The 7429-nt window shown below is 60.0% G+C and carries 3 protein-coding genes; 1 reads left to right on the plus strand and 2 read right to left on the minus strand.

The annotated features are described in order from the left end of the window. Window positions 1-44: 44 nt before the first annotated feature. Entirely contained in the window at window positions 45-1067 is a 1023-nt protein-coding gene (locus ALQ04_RS09210) for an acyltransferase (RefSeq protein ID WP_122315433.1), read from the minus strand. Between the two features lie 167 nt (window positions 1068-1234). Further along, window positions 1235-3367 carry a fatty acid cis/trans isomerase gene (locus tag ALQ04_RS09215; RefSeq protein ID WP_183142142.1) on the minus strand — a complete coding sequence of 711 codons (2133 nt, stop codon included), beginning with the start codon at window positions 3365-3367 and terminating at the stop codon, window positions 1235-1237. Window positions 3368-3683: 316 nt separating this feature from the next. Here ALQ04_RS09215 and metH point away from each other — a divergent pair, with 316 nt between their 5' ends. Further along, window positions 3684-7403, plus strand: a complete 3720-nt coding sequence (gene metH, locus ALQ04_RS09220) for a methionine synthase (protein WP_122315434.1) — start codon at window positions 3684-3686, stop codon at window positions 7401-7403. Window positions 7404-7429: the final 26 nt, after the last annotated feature.

Below are 7429 nucleotides of genomic sequence, written 5' to 3' on the forward strand. Positions count from 1 at the left end.
AGTTTACGCCAATCGGATGCGCATACAAAGTCCCAGTATTTTTGTCAGGATAACGCTGCCGTTTCTCGGCCTTCCTGACGAGCATCCAGACTGCGCCTCATGCGACGATACAGGGCCTTCTCGATCCACTCATAACTGCCCCATGCGCCAATCGCGATGATCGGCACGCAGAACGCAAACACCAGATACGGATTCAAGGAAAAGCGCTGCGCCATCAGCAAGCCACCGTAGAGCACCAGTACATGCAGCAGATACACCGAGTAGGAACAATCGCCCAGAGTTTTGAGCAAGCGGCTACCGCGCATGTAAGGCTCGAGCGAAATGGCGCACAGCACGATCAGGGCGCTGGGCAGTCCCCAGTTCAGCAAACGCTGCTCGTTGCTCAGGTGATGGATCATCAGCATGCCCGCGACAATCCCCGCCAATGGCAGCCATAAGCCTTCCTTGATCCAGCCCCGGCGATAGAGCATGCCAATGCCGATCCCGAGCAGGAATTCGTAGACGATATCGTTGCCGTAGAAGCGGCTGATCAAACCGCTGCGCGCCAGTATTTCGGTCACCACAAACAGCGCGGCAGCAATGATCAGTGGCCGATGGCGCTGCTCGAACAGAAACACCATGGAGAACAGCACGTAGAACAGCATCTCGTAATTCAAGGTCCAGCCGACGTTCAGGGTCGGATACAGACCATAGCCGCCAGGGTTCTCCGAAGGAATGAAGATCAGCGACAGCAAGAAGTTCTGCCAGCCGATCACCTGATGCGGCAGCCAGGGCGCGGCCACCAGCAGCAACAGGCCCATGGCCGCGGTATACAGCCAGTAAGCCGGAACGATACGGATCAGGCGATGCAGGATGAAACGCCCGGCTGGCATATCGCTGTTATGGGTAGAAAGGAAAATCACCAGCCCGCTGATGACAAAGAAAATATCGACGCCCACCGCGCCCTTGGAAACAAAGAATTCGCCAATGGGACCACTGGCCTTGAAATCGAAAAAAATCTGCATGAAGTGATGACACACTACGACCCACGCGGCGAAAGCCCGTAAAGCCTGAACCGAAATCAACATCCACCGAACCTCTTGTCACCTGCCTTTTCAACCAAAGCCCGAACTCGAAGCGAGCCGGACACGCAATGAGTCGGACAGTGAGATGCCAAAAAAGATCGGGAAAATTCTGCTTCGTTCAGGAAACAGTAGTGGCTGCAGGCCACGCTTGGCGTGGCCTGCAGCAGCGATCACAAGTTTTCGTAGCGATTCATATCCAATACTCCCGCCTCTCGGGGTTCGGTTTCCTGGAGGTAACGGCTGATGTCATGGAAGTAGTTCCAGAACTGCGGATGGGTGCGGCGCACACCCCAGCGCTGCACGACCTGCTCGAACCCGGCCTGATCCTTGACCTGCTGCATGGCGTCGACAAATGCGGGTACTTCACTGGCGGCAATATTGAACATGAAGTTCGGATAACTGCTGAGCACGCCAGGGTATATGGTCAGGCTGTCGAGTCCCGGCTGATAGCGATAGGACTCGCCCAGCAGGAACGCCACGTTGCTGTGGGCACGATTGCGCAGCATGCTGTACATCATGCGCTTGCCGGTGCCGTCCTCGATCCGCAGCATGGTGGCTTCAGGCAGTTGATCGATAACCTTGAGGCCCGCCGCCGGGCGTGAAACCAGACGACTGAGTGCCTGTTCCGCCTGGGCAAAGGCCGGGCTGATACCGGGTCGCGAGCAGTACGCGCCCTGGCAACGGTTGATCGGGTCCGGCGCAGCGTTGAGCGTGCCGGCGCGCTCGATCAACTGGCGGGCGAAGTCCTGACGCGGACGATGCTCATTGAGCTTCAGGCCGCTTGGGGTATCGGCATCGATACTCTGGTAGTCCAGCCACATCTTGACCTTGCCGGAGTTCTGATACAGGTCATCGAGCATTTTTTCGCGCTGGGCGGCAGGCATCAGGCGCATGAAATTGATTTCCGCGCCGTTGCGGATCAGGTCGAAATACAGCCGGGTCTGCGCCTGATGGGCAATATTGCCGTAGACATCGAAATTCACCGCCAACTGGTAATAAGTGCGTTCCAGCAACGGGAAGTCGAACAGCCACAGCGAATGCGGCACATCGCCGATCAGGCCCTTGCTGACCGATGCGCTGTCGAAATGGCGGAATACCGTCAGCAAGGAGTTATCGTTGCCCGACCAGAGCGTCGACCAGCTCGGCGGCGTCATGCTGGCATAGCTGTCGCGGCGCAGGTTTTCATACTGGTTGCGACGATCGCGATAGGAAAGCCACAGGCTCAGGATACTGCCGACTTCGTCGTTCTGTCCCGGCATGGCCAGCAGAGGCGTTGCCTGGCCACGGTACTGCGCATCGACGATATAACGGTCATGGCCCGGCTCCTGGAACAGCACCCAGAAGTGATCACGAATCACGTCGGTGGCAATCTGGCCACGGCATACCGGCCCGCGAATGAAGGTGCGCACGAAGTATTCGGCGTTATCGAGCATGAACTGGTAACGCGCCTGGGCCGGAATGGCCTCGAAGGCCAGGAACGGATTGGCGCGATGTCCCGGTCCATAACCGGGCAACGAGTCCACACGCCAGTCGGCGTTATAGAACAGCTGCTTGACCCGCTGCAGTTTCTGCGCACTCAGCGCGTAGGTGATATGAGTCTTGTGGACGATGACGCCCTGCACCGGAATCAGCCGGTAATAGAAGTCATTGCCCGGATCGTCATTGGGGCGCCGGGTGGCGATCAGGTCGACAGGCTTGCCACTTGGCGTGCGCGAACGCACCCACTGGAAGAAATGCCCGTTATCGCCGCCTTCAAAATAGATGTGCGCGAGGAACAGGTGCTCATAAAGCCAACGAGCCACCAGCGATTGTTTCGAGCCGGAACGGTTGAGCAAGGCTTCCCATTCGGCAATCTGCGCCGCTTCGGCGACATTGGGCATGATCGGCTGCTGTTCGACCGGCGCCCCGGCCGCCAGCCAGCGCTGCAAGGTCTGATACTCGGCGTCGCTGAGCCCGGCCACGGCCAGCGGCATGCCGCCCGTGGGATGCGCCTGGGCATAGGCATTGAACTCTCCGGGCAACGGGCAGAGGTTTTCGCGGTTCAGGCCCAGGACGATGTCGTCGGGAATCTTGCTGTTGGCGGGCAACGGCGCACTGCGCCCCAGCTCCAGCATGCGCGCCATCAAGGCCGCCTGACTGCCCTGGGCATCGAGCACCGAATAGAAGTCCCGGCTACGCCAGGCATCGGTGCCATTGGCATCGTAGAACAGTCGCGAAGGCGTCATCGCCGTGCTGCGCTCGCCCTGATAGACCGGGGTCTTGCTCGCCCCGCGGCTCATTCCCTCACCGCTGCCCAGGTTCAACTGGCAAGGTGCATCGTTGCAGGCATGGCAGGCCACGCACTTCTGGGTCAGGATCGGCTGGATATCGCGCACATAGGAAATATTGGCTGCAGGCACTTCCTGAGCCTGGGCCGCACAGCAACACAACAGCAGAACGAGGCTTAGCAATGAGCTGCGCAGCATATCCAGAATGCCTTGAAATGAAAAACGCGCAATTCTACAGCGGATAGCGCCGTTCATCATGAGCTATTTTCATGCAAAGCAGCCATCAACACCAAAAGCGCTCCGGTTTGGTATCATCTCGGCCTTTCTGTATCGGCCTTTTCAAGGTATCCCCATGTCTGACCGCAGCGCCCGCCATCAAGCTTTTCTCAACGCACTGAAACAGAGGATCCTGATCCTCGATGGCGGCATGGGGACCATGATCCAGAGCTACAGGCTCGAAGAAGAGGATTACCGTGGCAAACGCTTCGCCGACTGGCCAAGCGATGTCAAAGGCAACAACGACCTGTTGGTCCTGACCCGCCCGGATGTGATCGGCGCCATCGAGAAAGCCTATCTGGATGCCGGTGCAGACATCCTTGAAACCAACACCTTCAACGCCACCCAGGTGTCCCAGGCCGATTACGGCATGGAAGCACTGGTCTACGAGCTGAACGTGGAAGGCGCCCGTCTGGCGCGCAAGGTCGCCGACGCCAAGACCCTGGAAACCCCGGACAAGCCGCGCTTCGTTGCCGGCGTGCTCGGCCCGACCAGCCGCACCTGCTCCCTGTCGCCGGACGTCAATAACCCCGGCTATCGCAACGTGACCTTCGATGAGCTGGTCGAGAACTACACTGAAGCCACCCGCGGCCTGATCGAAGGCGGCGCCGACCTGATCCTGATCGAAACCATTTTCGACACCCTCAATGCCAAGGCGGCGATCTTCGCCGTGCAAGGCGTGTTCGAGGACCTCGGTTTCGAGCTGCCGATCATGATTTCCGGGACCATCACCGACGCCTCGGGCCGCACCCTGTCGGGCCAGACCACCGAAGCCTTCTGGAACTCGATCAGCCACGCCAAGCCAATCTCCGTCGGCCTCAACTGTGCACTGGGCGCCAGCGACCTGCGCCCTTACCTGCAAGAACTGTCGACCAAGGCCAACACCCACGTTTCGGCGCACCCGAACGCCGGCCTGCCCAATGCCTTCGGCGAATACGACGAACTGCCCAGCCAGACCGCAGCAATCATCGAGGAGTTCGCCCAGAGCGGTTTCCTGAACATCGTCGGCGGCTGCTGTGGCACCACGCCAGCGCACATCAAGGCGATTGCCGAAGCCGTCGCCGCCTACGCGCCGCGCCAGATCCCGGACATTCCACGGGCTTGCCGTCTGTCGGGCCTGGAGCCGTTCACCATTGATCGCCAGTCGCTGTTCGTCAACGTCGGCGAGCGCACCAACATCACCGGTTCCGCCCGCTTCGCCCGCCTGATCCGTGAAGACAACTACACCGAAGCCCTGGAAGTCGCCCTGCAGCAGGTCGAAGCCGGCGCCCAAGTGATCGACATCAACATGGACGAAGGGATGCTCGACTCGAAGAAGGCCATGGTGACCTTCCTCAACCTGATCGCAGGCGAACCGGACATCTCGCGCGTACCGATCATGATCGACTCCTCCAAGTGGGATGTGATCGAAGCCGGCCTCAAGTGCATCCAGGGCAAGGGCATCGTCAACTCCATCAGCATGAAGGAAGGCGTCGAGCAGTTCATTCATCACGCCAGACTGTGCAAGCGCTATGGCGCAGCAGTGGTGGTGATGGCCTTCGACGAAGCCGGTCAGGCCGACACCGAGGCGCGCAAGAAGGAAATCTGCAAACGTTCCTACGACATTCTGGTCAACGAAGTCGGCTTCCCGCCGGAAGACATCATTTTCGACCCGAACATCTTCGCCATTGCCACCGGCATCGAAGAACACAACAACTATGCTGTGGACTTCATCAATGCCTGTGCCTACATCCGTGACGAACTGCCGTACGCCCTGACTTCCGGCGGTGTCTCCAACGTGTCGTTCTCGTTCCGCGGCAACAACCCGGTACGTGAAGCGATCCACTCGGTGTTCCTGCTGCATGCGATCCGCAACGGCCTGAGCATGGGTATCGTCAACGCCGGCCAGCTGGAAATCTACGATCAGATCCCGCTCGAACTGCGCGAGCGTGTTGAAGATGTCGTCCTCAACCGCACCGAAGAGGGCACCGACGCGCTGCTGGCGATTGCCGACAGCTTCAAGGGCGACGGCAGCGTAAAAGAAGCCGAAACCGAAGAATGGCGCAGCTGGCCGGTCAACCAGCGCCTCGAACACGCGCTGGTCAAGGGCATCACCACGCACATCGTCGAAGACACCGAAGAGTCCCGGCAGTCCTTCTCGCGCCCGATCGAAGTGATCGAAGGCCCGCTGATGTCCGGCATGAACGTGGTCGGCGACCTGTTCGGCTCGGGGAAAATGTTCCTCCCGCAGGTGGTGAAATCCGCCCGCGTGATGAAGCAGGCGGTAGCGCACCTGATCCCGTTCATCGAACTGGAAAAAGGCGACAAGCCCGAAGCCAAGGGCAAGATCCTGATGGCTACGGTCAAGGGCGACGTGCATGACATCGGCAAGAATATCGTCGGCGTGGTACTGGGCTGTAACGGCTATGACATCGTGGACCTGGGGGTCATGGTCCCTGCGGAGAAGATCCTGCAAGTGGCCCGCGACGAGAAATGCGACATCATCGGCCTGTCCGGCCTGATCACTCCGTCGCTGGACGAAATGGTCCATGTCGCCCGCGAGATGCAGCGCCAGGACTTCCACCTGCCGCTGATGATCGGCGGTGCCACCACTTCCAAGGCGCATACCGCAGTCAAGATCGAGCCACGCTACAGCAACGATGCGGTGATCTACGTCACTGACGCCTCACGCGCCGTGGGTGTGGCTACGCAACTGCTGTCCAAGGAGCTGAAACCGGCTTTCATCGAGAAGACCCGCCTGGAGTACATCGAAGTCCGCGAGCGCACCTCGGCGCGCAGCGCCCGCACCGAACGTCTCAGCTATGGCGCGGCCGTAGCCAAGAAGCCGCAGTTCGACTGGAGCAGCTACCAGCCGGTCAAGCCGACCTTCACCGGTGCGCGGATCCTTGAGGACATCGATCTGGACGTACTGGCCGAATACATCGACTGGACGCCGTTCTTCATCTCCTGGGATCTGGCCGGCAAATACCCGCGCATCCTGACCGACGAAGTGGTTGGCGAAGCCGCTACCGCGCTGTTTGCAGACGCCCAGGCCATGCTGCGCAAGCTGATCGACGAGAAACTGATCAGTGCCCGCGCGGTGTTCGGTTTCTGGCCTGCCAACCAGGTCAACGATGACGACCTGGAAGTCTACGGTGAAGACGGCCAGTCGCTGGCGAAACTGCATCACCTGCGCCAGCAGATCATCAAGACCGATGGCAAGCCGAACTTCTCCCTGGCCGACTTCGTCGCCCCCAAGGACAGCGGCGTGACCGACTATGTGGGCGGCTTCATCACCACCGCCGGTATCGGTGCCGAAGAGGTGGCCAAGGCCTATCAGGACAAGGGCGACGACTACAACTCGATCATGGTCAAGGCCCTGGCCGACCGCCTGGCCGAAGCCTGCGCCGAATGGCTGCACCAGCAAGTGCGCAAGGAATACTGGGGTTACGCCACGGACGAACAGCTGGACAACGAAGCGCTGATCAAGGAGCAATACGTCGGTATCCGTCCGGCACCGGGTTATCCGGCCTGCCCGGATCACACCGAGAAAAGCACCCTGTTCGCCCTGCTCGACCCGCTGCCTGAAGGTGCGCCAATCCACACACCGGGCAAGAGCGGCGTGTTCCTCACCGAGCACTACGCCATGTTCCCGGCCGCCGCCGTCAGTGGCTGGTACTTTGCCCACCCACAGGCGCAATACTTCGCCGTGGGCAAGGTCGACAAGGATCAGGTCGAAAGCTACACCGCGCGTAAAGGCCAGGACCTCAGCGTGACCGAACGCTGGCTGGCGCCAAACCTGGGTTACGACGAGTAATCCGTCGCCTCGTCTGCCTGCCATGA

Origin of the sequence: Pseudomonas cichorii (genome assembly GCF_003700275.1) — a bacterium.
GTDB classification, from domain to species: Bacteria; Pseudomonadota; Gammaproteobacteria; order Pseudomonadales; family Pseudomonadaceae; genus Aquipseudomonas; species Aquipseudomonas cichorii_B.